Source organism: Cedecea neteri NBRC 105707 = ATCC 33855 (genome assembly GCF_001571265.1).
GTDB classification, from domain to species: Bacteria; Pseudomonadota; Gammaproteobacteria; order Enterobacterales; family Enterobacteriaceae; genus Cedecea; species Cedecea neteri.
The window spans coordinates 56,746-77,379 of record NZ_BCTL01000031.1; the positions used below are offsets into that span (position 1 = coordinate 56,746).

Annotated in this window: 25 protein-coding genes; 22 read left to right on the top strand and 3 right to left on the bottom strand. The window is 60.6% G+C overall.

All coding sequences use genetic code 11. The features are described from left to right. Positions 1-608: 608 nt before the first annotated feature. From CNE01S_RS14085 to CNE01S_RS14190, 22 genes are all read left to right on the top strand, one after another. On the top strand, positions 609-1,097 hold the full coding sequence (locus tag CNE01S_RS14085; protein ID WP_061276967.1) for an STY4534 family ICE replication protein: 489 nt from the start codon (positions 609-611) through the stop codon (positions 1,095-1,097). Between the two features lie 77 nt (positions 1,098-1,174). Further along, on the top strand, positions 1,175-1,378 hold the full coding sequence (locus CNE01S_RS14090; protein WP_061276929.1) for a hypothetical protein: 204 nt from the start codon (positions 1,175-1,177) through the stop codon (positions 1,376-1,378). A gap of 13 nt (positions 1,379-1,391) precedes the next feature. Then, positions 1,392-1,943: a single-stranded DNA-binding protein gene (gene ssb / locus CNE01S_RS14095; protein WP_061276930.1), complete on the top strand. Its 552-nt coding sequence runs from the start codon at positions 1,392-1,394 to the stop codon at positions 1,941-1,943. Positions 1,944-2,204: 261 nt separating this feature from the next. Further along, a complete protein-coding gene (gene pilL2 / locus CNE01S_RS14100; RefSeq protein WP_072279145.1) occupies positions 2,205-2,858 on the top strand; it encodes a PFGI-1 class ICE element type IV pilus protein PilL2 in 654 nt (217 codons plus the stop codon). Continuing rightward, positions 2,843-3,571, top strand: a complete 729-nt coding sequence (locus CNE01S_RS14105) for a hypothetical protein (protein WP_138089298.1) — start codon at positions 2,843-2,845, stop codon at positions 3,569-3,571. Before pilL2 ends, CNE01S_RS14105 begins: the two co-directional genes overlap by 16 nt. A gap of 1 nt (position 3,572) precedes the next feature. After that, positions 3,573-4,295: a TIGR03759 family integrating conjugative element protein gene (locus CNE01S_RS14110; protein ID WP_061276932.1), complete on the top strand. Its 723-nt coding sequence runs from the start codon at positions 3,573-3,575 to the stop codon at positions 4,293-4,295. After that, positions 4,274-4,834 carry a lysozyme family protein gene (locus CNE01S_RS14115; protein WP_061276933.1) on the top strand — a complete coding sequence of 187 codons (561 nt, stop codon included), beginning with the start codon at positions 4,274-4,276 and terminating at the stop codon, positions 4,832-4,834. Before CNE01S_RS14110 ends, CNE01S_RS14115 begins: the two co-directional genes overlap by 22 nt. Then, positions 4,831-5,367 carry an integrating conjugative element protein gene (locus tag CNE01S_RS14120; protein WP_061276934.1) on the top strand — a complete coding sequence of 179 codons (537 nt, stop codon included), beginning with the start codon at positions 4,831-4,833 and terminating at the stop codon, positions 5,365-5,367. The genes CNE01S_RS14115 and CNE01S_RS14120 overlap by 4 nt, the downstream gene beginning before the upstream one ends. Positions 5,368-5,569: 202 nt before the next feature. Next, a complete protein-coding gene (locus CNE01S_RS14125) occupies positions 5,570-5,836 on the top strand; it encodes a hypothetical protein (RefSeq protein WP_061276935.1) in 267 nt (88 codons plus the stop codon). After that, entirely contained in the window at positions 5,833-7,980 is a 2,148-nt protein-coding gene (traD, locus tag CNE01S_RS14130) for a type IV conjugative transfer system coupling protein TraD (RefSeq protein WP_082763219.1), read from the top strand. Before CNE01S_RS14125 ends, traD begins: the two co-directional genes overlap by 4 nt. Beyond that, on the top strand, positions 7,961-8,719 hold the full coding sequence (locus CNE01S_RS14135) for a TIGR03747 family integrating conjugative element membrane protein (protein WP_061276936.1): 759 nt from the start codon (positions 7,961-7,963) through the stop codon (positions 8,717-8,719). Before traD ends, CNE01S_RS14135 begins: the two co-directional genes overlap by 20 nt. 306 nt (positions 8,720-9,025) lie before the next feature. Beyond that, positions 9,026-9,805: a molybdate ABC transporter substrate-binding protein gene (gene modA / locus CNE01S_RS14140; RefSeq protein WP_061276937.1), complete on the top strand. Its 780-nt coding sequence runs from the start codon at positions 9,026-9,028 to the stop codon at positions 9,803-9,805. Between the two features lie 240 nt (positions 9,806-10,045). Then, on the top strand, positions 10,046-10,384 hold the full coding sequence (locus tag CNE01S_RS14145) for an integrative conjugative element protein, RAQPRD family (protein ID WP_061276938.1): 339 nt from the start codon (positions 10,046-10,048) through the stop codon (positions 10,382-10,384). Beyond that, on the top strand, positions 10,384-10,626 hold the full coding sequence (locus CNE01S_RS14150; protein ID WP_082763220.1) for a TIGR03758 family integrating conjugative element protein: 243 nt from the start codon (positions 10,384-10,386) through the stop codon (positions 10,624-10,626). Before CNE01S_RS14145 ends, CNE01S_RS14150 begins: the two co-directional genes overlap by 1 nt. 41 nt (positions 10,627-10,667) lie before the next feature. Continuing rightward, entirely contained in the window at positions 10,668-11,054 is a 387-nt protein-coding gene (locus CNE01S_RS14155) for a TIGR03745 family integrating conjugative element membrane protein (RefSeq protein WP_082763221.1), read from the top strand. 19 nt (positions 11,055-11,073) lie between these two features. Next, on the top strand, positions 11,074-11,430 hold the full coding sequence (locus tag CNE01S_RS14160; RefSeq protein WP_061276939.1) for a TIGR03750 family conjugal transfer protein: 357 nt from the start codon (positions 11,074-11,076) through the stop codon (positions 11,428-11,430). Then, the gene (locus tag CNE01S_RS14165) at positions 11,427-12,086 is read left to right on the top strand and encodes a PFL_4703 family integrating conjugative element protein (protein WP_061276940.1); all 660 of its coding nucleotides are present in this window, start codon (positions 11,427-11,429) and stop codon (positions 12,084-12,086) included. The genes CNE01S_RS14160 and CNE01S_RS14165 overlap by 4 nt, the downstream gene beginning before the upstream one ends. Positions 12,087-12,121: 35 nt before the next feature. Next, the gene (locus tag CNE01S_RS14170) at positions 12,122-13,012 is read left to right on the top strand and encodes a TIGR03749 family integrating conjugative element protein (protein WP_245874491.1); all 891 of its coding nucleotides are present in this window, start codon (positions 12,122-12,124) and stop codon (positions 13,010-13,012) included. After that, positions 13,009-14,538, top strand: coding sequence for a TIGR03752 family integrating conjugative element protein (locus tag CNE01S_RS14175; RefSeq protein ID WP_061276942.1), 1,530 nt, complete (start codon positions 13,009-13,011; stop codon positions 14,536-14,538). Before CNE01S_RS14170 ends, CNE01S_RS14175 begins: the two co-directional genes overlap by 4 nt. A gap of 10 nt (positions 14,539-14,548) precedes the next feature. After that, on the top strand, positions 14,549-15,001 hold the full coding sequence (locus CNE01S_RS14180; RefSeq protein ID WP_082763222.1) for a TIGR03751 family conjugal transfer lipoprotein: 453 nt from the start codon (positions 14,549-14,551) through the stop codon (positions 14,999-15,001). Between the two features lie 143 nt (positions 15,002-15,144). Then, positions 15,145-17,934: a conjugative transfer ATPase gene (locus CNE01S_RS14185; protein WP_082763224.1), complete on the top strand. Its 2,790-nt coding sequence runs from the start codon at positions 15,145-15,147 to the stop codon at positions 17,932-17,934. Further along, a complete protein-coding gene (locus CNE01S_RS14190) occupies positions 17,928-18,338 on the top strand; it encodes a hypothetical protein (protein ID WP_061276943.1) in 411 nt (136 codons plus the stop codon). Before CNE01S_RS14185 ends, CNE01S_RS14190 begins: the two co-directional genes overlap by 7 nt. 443 nt (positions 18,339-18,781) lie before the next feature. Here CNE01S_RS14190 and CNE01S_RS14195 read toward each other — a convergent pair whose 3' ends face one another. The 3 genes from CNE01S_RS14195 to CNE01S_RS25270 all read right to left on the bottom strand — a co-directional run bounded on the left by CNE01S_RS14195 (position 18,782) and on the right by CNE01S_RS25270 (position 20,430). Further along, on the bottom strand, positions 18,782-19,084 hold the full coding sequence (locus tag CNE01S_RS14195; protein WP_061276944.1) for a hypothetical protein: 303 nt from the start codon (positions 19,082-19,084) through the stop codon (positions 18,782-18,784). A 71-nt stretch (positions 19,085-19,155) separates the two neighbouring features. Continuing rightward, positions 19,156-19,647 carry an Hcp family type VI secretion system effector gene (locus tag CNE01S_RS14200; protein ID WP_061276972.1) on the bottom strand — a complete coding sequence of 164 codons (492 nt, stop codon included), beginning with the start codon at positions 19,645-19,647 and terminating at the stop codon, positions 19,156-19,158. Positions 19,648-20,181: 534 nt separating this feature from the next. Then, entirely contained in the window at positions 20,182-20,430 is a 249-nt protein-coding gene (locus tag CNE01S_RS25270) for a hypothetical protein (RefSeq protein ID WP_072279146.1), read from the bottom strand. Positions 20,431-20,634: the final 204 nt, after the last annotated feature.

Consider the following 20,634-nt stretch of genomic DNA (forward strand, 5'->3'; position numbering starts at 1 on the left):
CCACTGCGGGGCGGACGGGCCACTTAACGGGCTGGTCTGGCCGACAGTGCGGCAGTCCGCCCCTCACATCCGGTGGGGCTGCAAGGCGCAGACGCTCCGTGAAAAACGCGCCGGGAGCCTGAGAACCTCCCCGGAGTCACGCTGAACACATACCCCTGGTCCCGGTGTGGGCCCCGCGGCACTGCTGATACGCAGTGCCGTTTTTATTTTCGGGGAACAATACCGAGTTTACCTGGCCCGTGTCGTTGACAGCCGAGGTGACAGGTTTAAAAATAAGCAGGCTTATCCGTTGTCTCACGACAACCAGCCAATGCTTCCGTAACCTGAGAGAAGCGCCTTCGGGTGGTTACCAGCCAATGTTTCACCGATCTGAGAGAAACGCCTTCGGGTGATCAAATCGCCTCGCAGCCTGAAAGAGGCAGCCAGTATTCTGGCGGTACATCCGTTTACCCTTTGAGAACGGATATCACCCCAACCGGTGATGAAGGTTCCCTTTTACCATTCAGCCCTGTCAGCGCCCCGGCCCTGACACCCCGACGGGAAACCATTTCCCGCCAGGGAAGATGCGTTTCTCTGCCGAGCCTTTTTTAACCACGGAGAAACACATCATGACTGCCACGACCCAACAACCGCAATCCACCACCCCTGCTCAGTCTCCGCGAAGCGACTACTTCAACCTGAATATCAAAGGGCTGGGTTATCTGAGCAATATCCGCCAGGTGAGCGCCCAGACCGGGACGTTTATCAGCTGTGTGATCAACGCGCTCAGCGGGGCCACCGACAATCCGTCCTACGTGCGCTTTGACGTCACCGTGGCCGGAAAGGAGGCCAGCAGCCTTATCAACCGATGTCAGAAAGCGGTGGATGAGGACAAAAAGGTGCTACTGGGGTTCACGCTCAGCCACCCCTCGACGGATATCTTCACACTGAACAAGGGCGAACATGCCGGCGAACAGCGCGTCAGCCTCAAGGCCCGCCTGATCAAGGTGGACTGGGTAAAAATCGGCCAAGAGATGGTCTTTAAAGCCGAGAAGTCTGACTCCCTGCCGCCCCAGAATGGCGCGGCGCAGCCGTCCTACGCAGAGAACTCATTCTGAGCGGCTTTCATCCTTAACTCACCTGAATAACAGACCTTCCGTCAGGGCGGTCTGTTTTCTTATGAAGGAAATCTTCGATGATGCATTCAACGGGCATTCTGGCCGCCGCGTCAGGTTTTCACTTACCTTTGCAAATTCTCCGCAGTAGCCGTGGCTATTACATCGGCACCGTAAATGATGCGGGCCCGGTCTCCCGCGAATCTGAAGAATATTTCAGAACGCGTCAGGCCGCAGAGCAGGCACTGCAGGGCAGTACCTGGACGCAGCGCCAGGGGGCATAAAGGAGAACTGACTATGACATCGCGCGGCGTAAACAAAGTGTTATTACTCGGGTATCTTGGGCAGGATCCGGAGGTGCGCGGGTTACCGGGCGGAGGTTGTGTGGCCACCCTGTCCCTGGCGACCTCTGATACCTGGCGGGATAAAGCCACCGGTGAGCAAAGAGAAAAGACGGAGTGGCACCGGGTGGTGATTTTCAACAAGCTGGCCGAAGTGGCCGGCGAATATCTGCGCAAGGGCGCTCAGGTGTATATTGAGGGCGCGCTGCAGACGCGAAAATGGCAGGATAAGTCCGGTCAGGATCGCTACACGACGGAGATTATCGTCAATACCGGTGGCACAATGCAGATGCTGGGTGGCCGCCCGGCCGGCTCACCGGCACAACCGACCCGTGGTGAGCAGGGCAAACCCCAACAGGCAGGCCTGCTTGGATCGGGGCCAGTCACATCCGGCACGGTGTCAACGCCGTCGGGTATCAGTGCGGGTGCACCGATGGATTTTGACGACGACATCCCTTTTATGGGGTTCGGATATGGCATGGCGCAGTCAGCAGTATACTGCCTGTAAGGCGTACCGCTGATGGGCGCGACCGTACGCGAACTGACCACGGTCGGAAGTATGCAGAAAAAAGGGTTTTTTATGCCGATGACTTCACTCCATTGTGCATACCTTCGGTCGTATATCTCATGCCTGAAGGTCTGATTCATTACTTACGCTGACGTCAGTCAGCGTTTTTTTTGCCCGCGTAAAATAGAGTTGTTAATTGAGGGGCCCCTGTGGGCACCGCAGAGTGAGGCCTGTTTTTCACTGAACAGGATACCCTTCTCTATGGCTCACCCGATACGCCCCGTCGCCGCCACGCTCGCGCTCATCCTGCTGGCGGGCTGCCATGTTCCCCAGCCCCTTCAGTCCCGTGCCCCGGCAGCGCCCCTGCCTTCGGTGACCGTCACGCGCAACGTCCGGCCGCTTGTGGCGGACAGCGAAGAACTGACCCCGGAAGTGGTGCGCTATGACCGATACCTGCTGGTCAGTACCGATCCGGAGGCGACGCAGCGTGACCCACTCGCCCAGATTATTGATATCCGCATTCCGGCGTCCCTGCACCCGACCATCGCGGATGCGCTGCGCTATGCCCTGCGCCAGTCCGGCTATGCGCTTTGTGCCGCGGGGCCTGCCAACGGCGTGCTCTACCGCCAGCCGCTGCCGGGCGTGCAGTATCAACTGGGGCCCATGCGGCTGCGCACTGCCCTGCAGGTGATGGCTGGACCGGCCTGGCAGGTGGAGGTGGACGACGTGCAGCGCGTGGTCTGTCACAGCCTGCGCGATGGCTATCAGCTGCCCGCGACACAACTGGCCCCGGCTCCGGCCGTTGTGCCTGTGCCGGTTCATCCCGTGCCAGCAGGGCTGCCGGTAACTCATCTTCTGCCTGCGCGACCTCAACTTCAGCAGACCCGCCCGCACACACGTTGGCTGACAAAATGAGCGACCTGATCCCCTTATCTCCGGCAGTGAAGCCCCAGTCCCGCAGTCTCTGGCGTGTCGCCGGTATCAGCCTGGTGACCCTGACGCTTCTGGTCACCGGCGGCGTGACGCTGCACGCCCTGTCCCAGCAGGCCACACGGCTGGCCCGGCTGGAGGCGACGCAAAGCACATTCCCCCCCCGCGAGGCCCTGTCCTTGCTGCAGGCCTCGTTTTCGGCGCAGACAACGCGCACCGGGGCACTGGAGGCCCGCCTGAACCAGGTGACGGGGGAGATGACCTCGCTGGCGCGTCGTCCGCAGACCGCGCCGGAGATGGCCGCGCAGATAGCGCAGCTTCGCCAGGAGGAGCAGGCGCTCAGTGACCGGGTGGCACATCTGCAGGCCTCTCCGGCATCTGTCCCTGTGCCTGCGAAGGTTCAGGTCATGCCACACCCTCAGACTGTCGCTGCCCGTCCGGAGACAAAACCCGCTCCCCGCGCCCGCAAGGGGCGGTCCATCCTGGCACAGTCAGCCCCCTTCGTGCTGACCGGTACCGAACGGCGCGGGGCACGGCTGCTGGCGGCGGTGGCTCCCCGTGGTTTTGACCACTTGTCGCAGGTGCAACTGACGGGCCCCGGCGAGACCTTTATGGGCTGGGTGCTGGTTGAGGTTGACCCGCATCAGGCGCAGTTCTGTTCCGGCCAGCGCCGGTTAACCCTGAAAAGTGAGCAATGAGATGAGGATGAAATACTCTCGTTCTGTCGGCTTGGCTGGCCTGTTGCTGTGCGGGAGCGTTAACGCGACCTTTGCCGCAGCGCAGCCGTCCGCGGTTGAGAACAGCCGCATGACCCGGACGCAGGTGCAGGCGGCAACGCAGCAGGCCGGACAGTGGGGCCTGAGCCCGGAGACAATGCAGCGCTACCGGGACCTGATGGCGGGGCCGCGCGGTATCCAGTCTCCGGGGCTGGACCCGCTCTCGGTGCTGGGGATTGAGGCCCGGAGCGATGCCGAGCGGCGGGAGTACGCCGACAAATGGGTGAGGGCCGAATTTGCCCGCACGGAGAAAGAGCTGCGTTTTCAGCGGGAAGTGAACGCCGCCTGGCAGCGGCTCTACCCGCAGGTGCTACCGGTCAGCATAGGCAGCTCAGCGGGGATTACCCACGACACCGGGGGCCGGCTGGCGCTGTTTGTCCGGGCGAAGGACTGCACGCAGTGCGATGCCCGGCTGGCGGCGGTGCTGGCCGACCCCCGGCCGGTGGACATTTACCTGGTGGACAGCCGGGGAGATGACGCCGTGCTGCGCCAGTGGGCGGGGGCGCACCGTATCCCGCCGGAGCGGGTACGCCAGCATTCGATGACGCTCAACCACGGCGGCGGGCTCTGGATGCGGGTGGGAAACGGCCTGATGCCGGTGGTACTGCAGCAGGAGAGTGACGGATGGCATATCGCCGCGTACTGAGCCTCATCCTCGGGTGTGCCCTGGCGGGCAGCAGCCTGGCGGCACACCCGCAGACCGTCCCCGACGGCTACCAGCGCATCGCGCAGGCGCATCAGGTCCCGCCGGAGGCGCTATATTCCCTGGCGCTGACCGAGTCCTCTGCCACCTTTCCCCGGGGTGAGCGTCCCTGGCCGTGGACGATTAACGTGGAGGGGAGAGGCTACCGCTATTCCACCCGGCTGGCGGCCTGGCAGGCACTGCAGGGGTTTATGCGTCGCACACCCCTGAAGCATATCGACGTGGGGGTAGCCCAGGTCAACCTGGGCTGGAACGGCGGGTATTTCACCTCCACCTGGCAGGCGTTTGACCCTTACCGCAACCTCAGTGCGGCGGCAGAGATTTTACGCCGCTGCTGGGACAATCACCCTGGCAGCTGGCTCGCCGCCACCGGATGTTACCACCATCCGGCCGGGGGACGTCCCGCAGCCACCTACACCGCCACCGTGACCCGTAAGCTTGACCAGCTTACTCCGGTCCCTGCATCCCGGAGATCCCGATGAAGATGTTGTCCTTTTCCCGCTCCTTTCTGTTCTCCGGGCTGCTGAGCGTGCTGCTCTTCCCGGCCCTGACCGCCGCCGCCCTGCACGTGATAGCCGACGTGGGCGGGGCCGATGCGGCGCCATTTTACGGAAGCATTAACCGCCAGGATGGCACGCCGCAGGCGCTACCCCCGGCCACAGCGCCCGGGCAGGACGAAGCCGCCATGCTGCCAGTGACGACCCCTGAGCTGACGCCCGGGGCGGTCAGTGACCGACCGCTGCAGCTGCCTGGTATCGGGGCGCTGTTCCTGGTCGGGGAGGATCCGGGTTCCCGGACCTGGCTGGTGCGTAATGCCGCCGTGCTGGCGGCGCGCCATGCCGTCGGGATGGTGGTGAACGTGACGACTGTTGTGAACCTGCAGGCCCTGCGGGAACTCGCACAGGGCGTGGAGATGGCCCCGGCCAGCGGCAGCGAGCTGGCCCGCCGCCTGCGGCTGGAGCACTACCCGGTGCTTATCACCGACACCGGGCTGTCACAGCAGGTAACCCCGTAATGCCTGTGCCGCAGATAGCAGGGCTGCTGCTCCTGAATCCGGGGATGATTTTCCTGACTCTGCTCAGTGGGCTGGCTTGCCTTCTGTGCACCCTGGTCCGGCGACGTCGCAGACGGGCGAGCCTGCGTCGTCGTCACCGCTACCGGGCGACATCCCCCCATCGATATTTTAAACAACGCTAAGAATACAAGGAGATGCATGAATGAGAGATGCCGCTAACACCGTCTGTTCAGGACTGTCCCTTGCCGGGCGCACGCTGTACGCCCTGCTGTCAGAGGGCTGGACCGTGTTGTGCTTCTGGCCAGCCATGGTCTTTGGCCTGTGGGATATCGCCCGGGCGATGCTGGTCCTGACGGCGGGCCTGGCAGGAGGGGAGGAAAGCCACCTCCTGGGCGTATATATTCAGGTGCTGACAGTTACCGTCCTGCTTCGCCTGATGGTGAAGGTCTGGCAGTGGAGAACACGATGAGTGACCGCTACGTGGTGGAGGCCCTGCTGCGCCCGGCGGTGGAACTCAACACAGCTGTGGCGGCCGGAGTGACGGCATATGTCTGCGTGGCTGCCCCCTGGGCGGTGGCCCTGGCGCCCTCGGTCAGCTATGTGACCGCCGGTGGGTTTGCGGTGCTGTCGGCGGTGCGTCTGCGTCAGGGCATGAAGGTGCTGCGCTACCGGCGCAACCTCCGTCGCCTGCCGCGCTACGTGATGGCAAGCCGGGATATCCCGGTGAGTCACCGGCGGCTGTTTCTGGGGAAAGGCTTCCGCTGGACTCAGAAGCACACCCAGCGCCTGCAGGACACCCTGCGCCCGGAGGTGGAGAGCTATGTGCAGCCTGCGGCCCTGTACCGCGCTGCACGACAGCTGGAGAACCGCTGCGAATACCGCCTGCCCTGGCTCACCCGGTTGCTCAGCATCGACTCGCCCCTGAACCCGGTGCGCCCGTTGCCGCCTGTGGGCGGAAAGGCGGTACTGCATGGCATTGAGCCGGATGAGGGGGAGGTTACCATGGCGCTGGGGGAACGCGTCGGGCATACCCTGGTGATGGGTACCACCCGTGTCGGCAAGACCCGTCTGGCCGAGCTGCTTATCACCCAGGATATCCGGCGGGGGGACATCACCATTGTGTTTGACCCCAAAGGCGATGCCGACCTGTTCCGCCGGGTCTGGGCGGAGGCACACCGCGCCGGGCGCGGGGATGTGCTGACGGTCTTCCATCTGGGCTGGCCGGCACTCTCGGCCCGCTACAACGCCGTGGGGCGCTTCGGGCGCGTCTCCGAGGTGGCTTCCCGCGTCGCCGGTCAGTTGTCGGGGGAGGGGAACTCGGCGGCCTTCCGGGAGTTTGCCTGGCGTTTCGTGAACATCATCGCCCGCGCCCTGGTGGCGCTGGGGCACCGGCCCGACTACACGCTTATCATGCGCTACGTCAACAACATCAGCGAACTCTACCTGCTCTACGCCGAAAAGGTCGTTCAGGCACAGCTCCCGGCCCTGATGCAGCAGATAGCCAACAGCGTGGGCGTCCTGACGGAGGAGGATGTGCCCCGCAACCTGCAGGGCCAGGCGGAGGCGCTGAAAATCTGGGCGACAGAGGTGGCGCTCAGCTCGCCTGAGGGAAAAACGCTGTATGATCCGATACTGGATGGCCTGCGTTCCGCCGTCCGCTATGACCGGACCTACTTCGACAAAATTGTCGCCTCCCTGCTGCCGCTGCTGGAGAAACTGACCACCGGTAAAACCGCCTCACTGCTGTCCCCGGACTACCTGGACATGGACGACCCGCGGCCCATCTTTGACTGGGAGCAGGTGATACGCAAACGCGGGATAGTTTATATCGGGCTTGATGCCCTGAGCGACAGCGAGGTGGCCACCGCGGTCGGCAACAGTATGTTCGCTGACCTGGTGAGCGTCACAGGCCATATCTACAAGCACGGTATTAACGCGGGCCTGCCGGGGGATAATCCGGACAAGCTGCCCGTCAATCTCCACTGCGACGAGTTTAACGAGCTGATGGGGGATGAGTTTATCCCGCTTATCAATAAGGGCGGTGGGGCCGGTATGCAGGTGACCGCCTACACCCAGACCTCCTCCGACATCGAGGCACGCATCGGCAGTGCGGCGAAAACCGCCCAGGTCACCGGGAACTTTAACACCCTCATTATGCTGCGCGTGCGCGACAACAAAACCGCCGAGCTGCTGACCACCCAACTGCCGCAGGTTGAGATTTACACCAAAACCCTGGTCTCGGGCCACGCGGACGTCTCCGACCCGGAGCGGGGGCAGGACTTCACCTCCAGCACCCAGGACCGGGTGGGGACGGTGAAAACCCCGCTGCTGGAGCCGGCGGATGTGGTGAGCCTCCCGAAAGGCCAGGCGTTCGCCCTGCTCGAAGGCGGTCAGTTGTGGAAGGTCCGCATGCCGCTGCCGGCAGACGAGCCGGATGACCCGTTGATGCCGAAAGACCTGGCGGCGGTGGCGGAGCAGATGCGGCGCAACTACCACTCCAGCGAGACCTGGTGGACGGGCGGCACCCTCACACCTGACACCCCAGCCGACATGCCACCCGATGTAGCCCCTGAGCCAGACACCGGAGGTCCGGATGGCAACGACGCAGCCTGACATGCCTCGCCAGCCGGTACGGCCAAAGTCGCACGGGATTATCTACAACGTGCTGTGGGGCTGGCCGTGGGCGCTCGTGGGGATGGTGCTCTCCTCGCTGCTGCTGAGCCTGCTGATTGAGTTTTTGTGCATGGCCTTCCTGTGGCCGGAGCAGGGCGCGGCCCACAGCCAGTGGATGCTGATAACCGAGAGCGGCTGGTTATCGGCGGAGTTTACCCGCAGCCTGCTGCTCTCAGAGCCGTCGGTGACGGCGATAAGCGGGCTGAACCGTGCGTACCAGTGGGCCTTTGTGGACAGTGGTTTAATGGCGTGGATCAACGCGCAGTATCAGGGTGGGCTTCACAACAATAATGAGATCTCAAGGCAGGTGAACGCCTGGCTGGGAGGGATTGCCGGGTACGTGCATGAATACCTGCTGGCCGCCATATACGTGACCGGGGTGACGGTGATACGGGTCATTATTCTGGTGCTGTCAGGGCCATTGTTTGTTCTGGTGGCGATGGTGGCCGTCGTTGAGGGGCTGAGCCGACGGGATCTGCGGCGTTACGGGGCGGCATATGAATCGAGCTTTGTGTATCACCATGCGCGGCGGCTGGTAAAACCCGCATTGTGCGTACCGTGCATGCTGTATCTGGCGTGGCCGGCGGCGGTGTACCCGAATCTGTTACTGCTGCCTGCCGCCCTCCTGTTTGGCGCGGCAATTACGGTAACGCTGACCTCCTTCAAGAAATACATATAGCCCGGAAATCAGGCTGGACAGCGGCGGCCAAAACTGGCTTTTGGGCGTCGCCGTCAGCAGGCAAGCCACAGTGGGTGGCGCGTCAGCCTTAGCTGATTACCCGAGTCTCAATACGCCAGTCTTACTAATGTTGCCAAATAATGAAATTTTTCCGTTAGAAATGCTTTATTGGCTGCCGCATAGTTTCTCCAGACCATTCTGTATATTTGTGTGGTGAAAGAATATGGGGGGGTAATGTCTGATTCATTTTCTCCTTCATTGCTTAAGTTAATAAAAATCACAACAGACTTAATAAGGATGAAAACTATGAAATATCCCTGGAAAAAGTTGCTGCTAACACTGGTGTTGGCAACGGGAATGACAGTACACGCTCAGGCGGCTGAACACGTTAGAGTTTACGCAGCTGCTTCGTTAACAGATGCTATTAAAGATATTGCCAGCCAGTATCAAAAGCAGAAAGGTGTAGAGGTCACCCCCTCTTTTGGTGCATCGTCAACGCTAGCCCTTCAAATTGAAAAAGATGCGCCTGCTGATTTATTTATTTCTGCCGACCAGGAATGGATGGACTATTGTGTTAGCAAACAAAAAATAGCCAATAATACCCGGCATACGCTATTGGGCAATAATCTTGTGTTGATTTCTGAGAAAACCAGCAATATAGGCAAAACAGATATCAACGATAAGACCCAATGGAGCCAATTATTGGGTGCGAGTAAGCTTGCCGTAGGTGATCCAGACCATGTTCCTGCCGGTAAGTATGCCAAACAAGCGCTACAAAGTCTTGGGGCATGGGCAACGCTGGAGCCAAAACTGACGAAAGCCGCAGATGTTCGTGCTGCAATGGCTTTAGTTGAGCGTAAGGAAGCCCTGCTGGGCATTGTATACGGTTCCGATGCTTTGGTGAGTTCGAGCGTGATCGTTATCGGTACCTTTCCCGCCGCAAGCCACAAACCGATTGAATATCCGGCGGCGATCGTTAAAGGCCATGAAACTGCAGCAGTGAAAGCATTTTATGATTATCTGAAAACGTCTGATGCAACAGCTATTTTTAAACATTATGGTTTTGTCCCTTTAATGAGCCAATAAAAATAGGTAGTTGTGGGGGCTTTTGCCTCGATGAGTTTTGCTGTCCCAAAGCAGCATACTCTGTACTACTCCGCTCACAATGTTCTGCTTTGACTTTGTGAGCGGATCTTCACTAAGTACACGGTGATATTTTGTTGGTCTTTGCCTAAATTTTCACTCCCGCTTAAAGGGTTATTCGCTGACCCGTCGCCCCAAATCTTTCACCCTGAACGTACCTATTTCATGCAGAGGTGCGTCTCTATGCCATATCTTCCACCCAAACTTTTTCCCCTCGTCATCTGTGGCGGGCTGCTGGGCCTGTCGCTGCTGGCGGCGCTGCCTGCACAGGCGTCCGAGATGGACGAGCTTGCCAGTACCCAACGCCTGCTTGATCAGGCTCAGGCTTCCCTTGAGCGTGCCCGCGTGGCCGCCGCGCAGGCCGATCCGGCTGAGCGCGGGCGTTTTTACTTCGATTATCTGCGGGCGACCACAGACCTGAACACCGTGCGGGCCGGGATAGACCACTACCTCACGCCCTCCCGGGCGCAGCCGCGCTACACCGGGGCCGTCACCGGGCAGTACCGCCGGGAGCGCCCCTGATGGGGATGACGGCGGGGCAGACGGCGGCCTTCACCGCGGCATCGGGTCACCTTGATATTCCCCTGTTGCACCTCGCCTGCGTGGGCTTTCTGGTGGAGGGCCTGTTCCTGTGGGCCGCCTGGGCCCTGACGGACGTCTGGAATGGCTGGGCTAACGAAAAAGTGCGTCATGCCGCCCTGGTGCGGTTCGCTATCCGGGCTGTGATCCTCATCGTGGTGAGTATCTGGATGTTCGCCAGCTGACCCTCTCTCTTTTACCGAAGACTTACTGAACGGAGCAACTTATGACTCAGCAGGACGGACTGCGTCCCCGTATTACCGCATTTTTCCACCGGCTGGCCTGGTGGGCCAGCCTCCTTCTCCTGTGGTGCTGGTTCGCCTGCGAGCCGGCCCTGGCTGATCTGCCGAAGGTGGATCCGCCTGTCAGTGGGGGCGGGGCCGGGCTGATGGGGCAAATCAAGGGATATTTGCAGGACGGTATCGTGCTCGGCGGGCTGGTGATTGCCGCCATCGCCTTTATCAACGTTGCCATTGCTGCGGTGCATACCTTCACAGAAGTGAGAAGTGAAAAAGCCACCTGGACCAAGTTCGGCGCCATCGTGGTGGTTGGTGTGATTTTACTGGTCAGCGTCATCTGGCTGCTGGGTAAATCGGCCACCATCATCCTCTGACGCAGGAGTGCGGTTAACGATGCAGACGATTCGTTTTCTCCCGGACCGGCTCAATGCCGAGCCGGTGGTATTCCGGGGCTTCACCGCCCCGGAGATGGGGCTGGCGGCGTTGGCCGGGGTGGGGCTGGGTCTGGCCTGGTCATTGCCCCTGCTGTTTCTGGCGGGCTGGGTGATTGTCCCGACCGGGATGCTGGTGACGCCGCTGCTGGTCATCGGCTTTGGCGGGAAGTGGCTGATGCGCCTCAAACGCGGGAAGCCGGAGAATTTTATCTGGCAGCAGATGGCGATGAAAAAGCGGCAACTGGGCGTCGGCGACCCATCACTGATTATCACCTCGCAGGGCTGGTCTCTGCGCCGCAGCGGGAGGTCGTCATGAGCCGCTTCCGCCATGCCCTGCAGAACCGGGACCAGCATATTCGCACGCTGCGGGTGGCCTGCGGGGTGCTGCTCCTTCTGCTGCTGGTCACCCTGGGCGGCTGGATGCGCGCCCCTGACCGGCTGACCCTGCATATTCCGCCGGATCTGCGCACCGGCAGCACCCGCCCGTGGTGGGAGGTGCCCGTGCCGACAGTTTACAGTTTCGCCTTCTACATCTTCCAACAGCTGAACGCCTGGCCGAAGAACGGGGCGGTGGACTACCCGGCGAAAATCGCCGCGCTCTCACCGTACCTCACCCCTGCCTGCAAAAGTTTCCTTGAGGCGGATGCGAAAACACGTACCGACAGCGGGGAGCTGGCTGACCGCGTGCGTGTGGTCTACGAGGTACCCGGCCGGGGCTACAACGGCAGCAGCGTGACGGTGTATGACCGTGACAGCTGGAGGGTACGCCTCGACGTGGTGGCGGACGAGTACTTTCAGGCCGAGCCAGTAAAGCGCGCCCTGGTGCGCTTCCCGCTGAAGGTGGTTCGCTGGAGCGGGGATGCCGAGCGCAACCCGTTTGGTCTGGCGCTGGACTGCTATGACGGCGTGCCGCAGCGGCTGGAGGCTGCCCCGGTGGCGGCGAAACCTGCGCAACAGGGGGTATTCCCGTGAAGATGAAACCGATTCAACAGGGTTTTCGCCCCGGTATGACGATGCTGGTCCTGGCCTGCCTCGCCTCTGCCAGCACGCAGGCCGATGAGCTGATGAAGTGGGAGCGTATCCCGCTGCAGATCCCACTCAGCACCGCGCATGAGCGGGTGGTGTTTGTGGATAAAAACGTGCGGGTGGGCTTTCCCCCTGCGCTCAACGGTAAGCTGCGGGTGCAGAGCACCGGCGGGGCGGTGTACCTGAAAGCGGAGACAGCCTTCCCGACCACCCGGCTACAGCTGCAGGACGTGGAGACCGGGGAGGTCATTCTGCTGGACGTCACCGCCGCAGAGACCGGCCCCGACGAGCCGGTACGCCTGGTTTACAGCGGGGACGTCACCCGGCTTGACAGTAAAGCCGATTTACGTGAGGCCGGTGCGAAAGCTGGCACAGGGAGTGCGACGTCCGGGGCGACGGGGGCATCCGGTGCAACTGGCAGCGCCGCCACCCCGCCGAAAAAAACGCATTACAGCGCCCCGCTGCCGGTGGTGCTGACCCGTTATGCGGCCCAGAGCCTGTATGCCCCGCTGCGCACCGTGGAGGCCGTGCCGGGTATCCACCCCCTGAACCCACATTTGCCGGGCCACATCACTACCCTCTATCCGGCTGAGCCCGTGGCAGCAACGCCGCTGGCCACCTGGAGCGTCGGACCGCGCGCTGTGGTGGCCCTGCAGGTGCGCAATACGCAGACCCGCAGGCTGGTCCTTGATCCTCGTCTGCTGCAGGGCGAATTCGTGGCCGCCACCTTTCAGCACCGCTGGCTGGGCCCGGCGGGTACGCCGGAAGACACCACTGTGCTGTACCTGGTCACCGCCGGGCGGCCAGAGACCGCTTTTATCGCTGAGCCCGTTGTCGCACACCCACGCGTGAAAAAGGGGGCAAAACCATGAAGGTGAAATCCAGTCTCCTGGTTAAGGTCATCGTCCCGGCCATGCTTGCCGGCGGTGTGGTGGTGGGGCTCCGGAGCTGTGACTCCCACAGTACCTCCCCGGCCGACGCGCAGCGGGCGGCGCTTTCCCGCACCCTGGCTGACTTGTCGCCGGACGAGCTTAAATCCCTGGGCGTGGAGGGTGACACGCCGGAGGACACCCTGCACACCCTGATTGGCTCCCTCAACACCGTCCGGGCGGAGCAGAAGCAGCTGAGCCAGGAGAACGAGGCCCTGCGCAAGCAGAACACGCAGCTGAGCCACCGCGGGCAGGATGTCGTCGGCCAGGTGAATGACGCGGTTAGCAGCTTGCAAAAACAATACGACGAGCGCACTCGCCAGATGCAGGATGAGCAGCAGACGCTCAAAAGCCAGCTGCAGTCGATGGCTGACCGGCTGGCGAACGCGGGAACGTCTTCGCCAGCCTCTGGTCAGGGAGCGTCCGGCGACAGCGATATCCCGTCCGGGCTGGGGCTGGATGGACTGGGTCGTGCGCAGGGCGGCCAGGCGACCGCGGGTGCCGACGGCCTGATGTGGGTCAGCCCCACAGACCAGCAGCCCGCCCTTCCCGGGCAGGCGGACGGCAAAACCGGCCCGCAGTTCCCGACCTCGTTCCTGGACGATAACCCGCTCACCCGCCAGAAGGCGGCGTACGAGATGCAGGTCAAGGGCCACACCACCGAAAACGGCACCGCGGCAAAACCCACCGAACACCCGGTCTTCACTCTGCCGGAGAATTCCACCCTGGTGGGCAGCCGGGCGATGACCGCCCTGCTCGGGCGGGTGCCCATCAACGGGACGGTCACCGACCCGTATCCGTTCAAAATCCTGATAGGGAAGGACAACCTCACGGCCAACGGCATCGAACTGCCGGACGTGGAGGGGGCGGTGGTCTCCGGCTCGGCCAGCGGGGACTGGACGTTGTCGTGCGTGCGCGGCCAGGTGAACTCCATCACCTTTGTGTTTGCAGACGGGACGGTGCGCACCCTGCCGCACCCGGTGGAGCTGGCTAACGGCACAGGCAATGTCGGTAACGGCAGCAAAACCGACACCGGTACCAACGGCGGGATTGGCTGGATATCCGATGACGACGGCATCCCCTGCATCAGCGGGACCCGTAAATCCAACGCGGCCACGTATCTGCCGACCCTGTTTGGCCTGTCGGCGGCGGGGGCTGCCGGCGAAGCCATGAGTCAGGGACAGCAGACCAATCAGACCAACGGCTACGGCGGGGTGACCTCCACTCTGACCGGGGATGCGGGCAAGGCGGCGCTGGGGAAAGCGATTGCCGGGGGCATGAACGAGACGGGGGAGTGGGTGAAGCAGCGCTATGGCCAGATGTTTGACGCCATCTACGTCCCGCCGGGGGCACATCTGGCGGTGCACATCACCCGCCAGCTCAACATTGACTATGAAGAGCCCGGCCGTAAGGTGCGCTACGACTTCACCCTGCCGAGTGAAGCGGGCGCGGAAGGCGGACTGGACTGAGGACGACAGGATGAAAACAACGACTACCCACGTATTCACCCACCTGAGAAGCGGAGGGGGCCGACTGGCCTGCCTGGTACTGGCCGGTTGCCTGATGAGCGGGTGCGCCACTTCCAAAGAGGAGATGCTGCCCGCTGGCGACCATACGATGCTGGCGCTGTGGAACGGGGAAGACGGCAGCGGGAGTGCCTCACAGGCCACCGCCGTGGCCCGGCAGGCGCTGCGCCGCCCCCTGAACAGCGCTGAACAACAGACCGCCCCGGACACGGACGACAGTTACGCCCGCACGGCGGCGAGTGAAATCAGCCAGCAGTTCCCGCGCCTGCCGAACCCCGACATGGTGATGTATATTTTCCCCCACCTGGCGGAGGGCACCTCACCGGTGCCGGGTTACAGCACGGTGTTCTCCTTCTACGGGCAGACCCAGTACGCCATGCCCGGTGAACGCACGGAGGCGCTGTGATGCTGCGCACTTTGTTTCCGCTGTTTGATAAAAAACGTACCAGACGACCGCGAACGGTACCACCTGTCACCCCCGGTATTTTTCCTGCGGGTGAATCTGATGCAGCCTTTTCTGATGTTGGTACCTGTGGCGGGCAAACTGTCATGCCCGCCGGAGAAGGCGAGCCCCTCGTGGTTGCCGGGCGTGAGGCCCTCCGGCGTCCCGGAAAGCTCGATACCGGAGCCGAACAGAAAGTGTATCAGGCAGGTCCTTCCGTACTGGACTACCTGCCCTGGGCGGAGTATCTCGACCACGAGCAGTGCCTGCTGCTCGATGACGGAGTGTCGGTCGGGGCGGTGTACGCCATTTCCCCGGTGGCCACGGAGGGCAGAACGCTTGACCGTCTGATGCAAATCCGCGACACGGTGGAGGATGCGCTCCAGGACAGCTTCGACGAGCACGATGAGAATCCCTGGGTGGTGCAGTTCTTCTGCCAGGACGAGGACAACGTGGACGCATACCTTGCCGGCCTGGAGACGTACATCAAACCTCACGCCCGCGACACGGCGTTCACCCGGGACTGGCTGGCAGTCACGGCCCGCCATCTGCGCGGCATTGCCCGCCCGGAAGGGCTGTTCACCGACACGCTTATCACCGGCCAGCCCTGGCGGGGCCAGCAGCGCCGCACGCGCATGGTGATTTACCGTTACGTGGGGGATCACAACCGCGACCCGATGCCGCCGGTGGCCATGCTCAACCAGGTGGGCGAGCGGGTGACCAGCGCCCTCGGCGGGGCCGGCATTATCAGCGTGCGCCAGAACGGAGCGCAGGTCCACGACTGGCTGCTGCGCCTGTTCAACCCTGCCCCGCAGTGGGTGGATAAAGCCACCCTGCACCGGGAGGCGCGCTACTTTGACTGCCGGGAGACCTCGGAGGGAGAGATGCCAGTGAGGAACGACTTCACGGAGACCCTGTGGTTTACCCCGCCGCGCTCGGACGTGCAGCACGGGGTGTGGTGGCTGGACGACATTGCCCACTGTGCCGTGCCGGTGGAAAAGCTCCGGCGGCCTCCAGAGCCGGGGCAACTCACCGGTGAGCAGGCCAGGGGCGAAAAGAAAATCAACGCCCTGATGGACACCTTTCCGGAAGGGACGATGGTCTGTATGACCATCGTGGTGCAGCCCCAGGACACGCTCGAGGCTGACTTCACCCGGCTTTCGAAGAACGCCGTCGGGGAGAACACCGACTCCGGGCGCGTGCGCCAGGATGTGAAAACGGTGAAGGAGTACCTGGGCAACCGGCACAAGCTCTACCGTGCCGGTATCACCTTCTTCCTGCGGGCCGACAACGTGGAGGTGCTGAATCACAAGCGCGTGGCGCTCAGCACGGTGTTGCTCGGGGCCGGGCTGCAGCCGGTCCGGCCGGAGTTCGACGTGGCCCCCCTCAACACCTGGCTGCGGGCGCTGCCGATGTGCTTTAACCCCCGGACCGACAAAAAGCACTGGTATACCCGCCTGACCTGGGTTCAGCACCTGGCGGGGCTGCTGCCAGTGACGGGGCGTGAGACCGGTACAGGTCACCCGGGCATGAGCTTCTTTAACCGGGGGGGCGATACCCTGACCGTGGACCCGCTCAACAGGCTCGACCGCAGCCAGAACGCCCACCTCCTGCTGTTCGGCCCGACCGGGGCGGGCAAGTCCGCGACGCTCTGCGCCCTGCTGTCGCAACTGATGGCGGTGCACCGCCCTCGACTGTTTATCGCTGAGGCCGGCAACAGCTTCGGGCTGCTGGCGCAGTACTTTAAACGCCTCGGCCTGACTGTACACGTGGTCAGCATCAAGCCCGGCAGCGGCGTGACCCTCCCGCCGTTCTCGTACGCACACCGCCTGGTGGAGGAAGAACTTGCCTCCCTGAGCGTGGAAGTGGATGAAAATGACCTGCCGGACATCACCGAGGATAATGGCGATGAAGACAAACGCGATATCCTGGGCGAAATGGAAATCTCGGCAAGGATGATGATAACCGGCGGGGACGCGAAGGAGGAGGCAGAGCTGAAGCGTGCTGACCGGGCGATGATACGCGAGGCGCTGATGGTGGCAGCCCGCCTGACGTATGACGCGGGCCGCCAGATGTTGCCCTCGGACCTGCAGCAGGCGCTGTACGCCATCTCCACCGATGAGAGCGAACGCCGGAATGCCCAGCGCCGTGCCCGGGCCGCCGAGATGGCGGAGTCGCTGGGAATGTTCACCCAGGCAGGGAGCTTTGAGGCGGAGCTGTTTAACCGGGAGGGCAGCCTGTGGCCGGAGGCCGACGTCACGCTGATTGACCTCGGGCACCTGGCGCGGGAGGGCTACGAGGCGCAGATGGCACTCACCATGGTGAGCCTGACCAATACCATCAACAACATCGCCGAACGCGACCAGTATACCGGGCGGGATATCGTGTTCACGGTGGATGAGGCCCATATCGTGACCGTCAACCCGCTGCTGGCCCCTTACATGACCAAAATCGTGAAGATGTGGCGCAAGCTCGGGGCCTGGCTGTGGCTGGCGACCCAGAATCTCAGGGATTACCCGGACATTGCCGGGAAGATGCTGAACATGGCCGAATGGTGGGTGTGCCTGACCATGCCGCCGGAGGAGGTGAAGGAGATTAGTCGCTTTAAGGCCCTGAGCCCTGAGCAGGAGGCGGTCCTGCTCTCTGCCCGCAAGCTGTCCGGGTGCTACACCGAGGGCGTGGTGCTGGCGAAGAATATCGAGGCCCTGTTCCGGGCTGTGCCCCCGAGCCTGTATCTGGCGCTGGGGATGACCGAGAAGGAGGAGAAAGCGGAGAGACGCCAGATAATGGACGAATACGGCTGCAGCGAGCTGGACGCGGCCATCCGGGTGGCCGCGGCATTTGACCGCCAGCGCGGCCTGTCCGCCCCGGGGCAGGAGGAGAACGCCCCATGCTGACCCTGACCTGGCCGACCCCGGCCGTGACTTCGCGGCCCACTGACGGGGAGCCGGTGCTGTTCGGTCTGCTGCCCCAGGGGACCCCGACCCTGAGTCCGCCTGATGCACAGGCCCTGCAGACACTGCGCGCCGCTATGCTCACCCGCCTCACGCCGCCGGTCAGCTTCGCCTGCCACCCGCACCGGGTGGCGCAGCGCTGCAGCGTGGCCCTGCATGCGGAGGGGCAGGGTGGCGGGTGCATTGACCTGCTGGTGACGGTCAACGGGCAGACGCGATTTCCGGTGGAGGACGAGTATGCCCGTCCCCGCTGGTATCTCACCGTCCCGGACGCCGCAGACCTGGTCTACCTGGTCCTTTATCTGAATACCCTGGCCGATCGGGATAATAACGTTGACCCAAACTAACTATGATCATTATCGGATTGATAATATGAGCATGAGCATGAGCAAAGAAATGAAAATATCTTCCCGGATAGTGTGCCTGCTCCCGCTGCTGAGTGGCTGTGCAGATGCGATCCGGCGATGCTGAACAACATATCAGCGATGGTGCCGGGGCTGTCACGTAGATCCTGTGCAGCCCGGCGACAATATCGGCGATAGCATGCCGTGGATGAGCCGGGCTATACACCAGCCGCACACCACTCAAAATCTGTACAAGTGGCTCACGCCACTGGCACTACCTTTTGAGAAAAACAATGGTGAATATCGTTGAGGAATCTGGTGGTGTTTCGATTCAGCATTCATTCTGCCGAAAAAAGAAAGCACCGGCGATATAATCGTGCAGTGCTTTATCTGTCGCTAAAGGCCCGTTTAGCTATTCGGCGGGGGACTCATCGGCAATCAGGTAATTAGACTGTATAATCATTGATCATTTGCTCAATAGCCATAATGGATTCTCCGGATTTCATCCTGTTAAGCATGTTATTGTAAAACTGAGAAAATTGCTTCTCAGCTTCACCGGGTTTTGCACTCTCTATTATTTCTGAGGTGATTTGCCCAAGTCTTGATTTTATCCCGCGCACCCTGGCATCACCACGGTAGTATTTATCCAACGCATTAGAAAATGCCATTTTTGTTAACAGTGCTTTTTGTCCTTCGCCAAGCGAATCAAAAGCAGTGCTGTTTGACTGTTTACTTACACATGCGCCCATATTACATCCTTTCATAGTATGAATATTCTGGTGAATAATAATCAATTAAAAAGTTCTAATACATACGGCGATTACGCAATGCTTCGCTCACGCCATGAGTCTGAGTGGGAGATATTGCCGTCTTTATAGTTCCAGGTGATTTTTTCATAACGCAACTCAATCTGTTCGAGATGATTATGCTTCTGTTTGGATGTATCCTTGATGTCATGCATCATCGGTGTTACCTGAACGACCTTTACGTTCTCAAGCTTTGTATTGAAGTATTCAGTCTCCTGACCGGCATCATTTATTTTATACCACTTGAATTCTGCAGATTTCAACGTCTGGCCTGTGGTAACCGCTTTATAAAAATATGGGCTGGAAGAGTCTATTTCCTTAGTGAAAATTAAAGGTGTGTGAGTTCTGGTTCCGGTCAGCTTGCCTGTGTTATTGTCTGTTGGGATATAAAGTTTGTGTAATATCTCAGATACTTCGATGCTACCTTCGCGGTCATTTACGTCAACAGAACCTTTGATATCTCTACCACTGTCATCTTTTAACCATAGATAAATTGGAATTGCCATGATATATTTCTCCATGTATTTTGGTTGTGATTTATTATATTGCCAATAAGACATTGATTTTGATGTTCGCATTGAATATGAGGAGGCTACTTTCCTCGTAGCCTCCGGTGTGTGCATAAATATTGATATGTTACCCTGAAACATTGAATATCCATAATGGACGGTATGCATCAAATAATTATCTTCTGAAGTAACTAATCATATTCAGGACAATCCACATCAACCCTGTTACATCATTTACCTCATGTGAACATATTCGTGTGTCACGTTACAGCAAATGGCACTGACGGATATGAAAAATTTAGATATTCCAATGAATTTTCAGTCATTTCTCAATACCTGACGAAAAGGAATATTGCGAGAAGATGATGGGGTATTTCGCAAAGTGGCGCAGTGGGAGATGCAGTGGTGGGGCTGTGGCATAGCAGGACGAGCCAGCGGCTACCGGGATCAGAGAGCAATGAGGCTGGCAGTCTGCCAGCTTTATATTTTTGTGAATACTCTTGACTGCAGGATGTGGATGTAACAACCCCTCTAGTTGGTTACTGGCCAGTTTACCATAAGTTCCAGAAGTCTGGATTTTTCACTACTCAACAGAATTCCATCAGACGTCAGACGGGACAGACCAAAATCGATCAGATTAAACAGGCGATTGACGCTGCCGAACAGGATATTCGTTCTCTTTATATCGCCATGATAAACTCCAAGGGAGTGTTGTAACTGGTTAAGTGAATCGTATAATCTGGCTAGATCTTCTGCTGTAAGTGTTGCAAGTAATTCCATGGAATTCGCACCGGGTGCGCACCCGGTGGCGCTGCAGCGTGACTCCGCATGCGGAGCGGCAGGGGGGCGGGTGCATTGACCTGCTGTTGATGGTCAGCGGGCAGACGCGGTTTCCCGAGAAGGGCGAGCACACCCGTCCCGGCTCTTACCTGTCAGGCGCAATAGCCACCTTTATGATGAGAGCCTGTGCCGCCGTGAGGATGT